General features: G+C 41.1%; 1 protein-coding gene. It reads left to right on the top strand.

The window, feature by feature from the left end:
• A partial coding sequence (locus tag CWB76_RS19120; RefSeq protein WP_502704771.1) for a hypothetical protein occupies nt 1-345 on the top strand: 345 nt, incomplete at its 5' end.
• Nucleotides 346-404: the final 59 nt, after the last annotated feature.

Raw genomic sequence — 404 nt, 5'->3', positions numbered from 1 at the left:
GAAGTTGATATTGACCAATTGCTTGATGCTGAGCAACCAACTACTGAAGCTCAAACTGAAGAGCCAGATATCGACAGCTTAGTTGATGAAGACGAAGTAGATATTGACGATGTACTAGATACTGAACAACCTGAAAGTGATGTTCATGATTCTGAAATAGATCATGCATTGGCGGACTCAATTGAAGATTTAACTGACGCGCAAGAAGAGTTAAATAGTGAAGATGTAGAATCTATCGCTTTATCTTTTGCTGAGCCAGAGGTTGCAGCTGAGCCAGAAATTGCAGCAGAGCCTGAACTTGAAGCAGAACCAGAGCTTAAATCAGAACCTGATCTTGAAGTATAAAGAAAGGGAGTAGTTGAGGGAACTTCGTAGCCTGTAAGACTAAATGAAGCGGTGAAAGG

The sequence above is a fragment of the Pseudoalteromonas sp. S1609 genome (assembly GCF_005887255.1).
GTDB lineage: Bacteria > Pseudomonadota > Gammaproteobacteria > Enterobacterales > Alteromonadaceae > Pseudoalteromonas.
The sequence above is the reverse complement of the archived record's forward strand: the minus strand, read 5'-3'. Positions and strand labels throughout refer to the sequence as shown.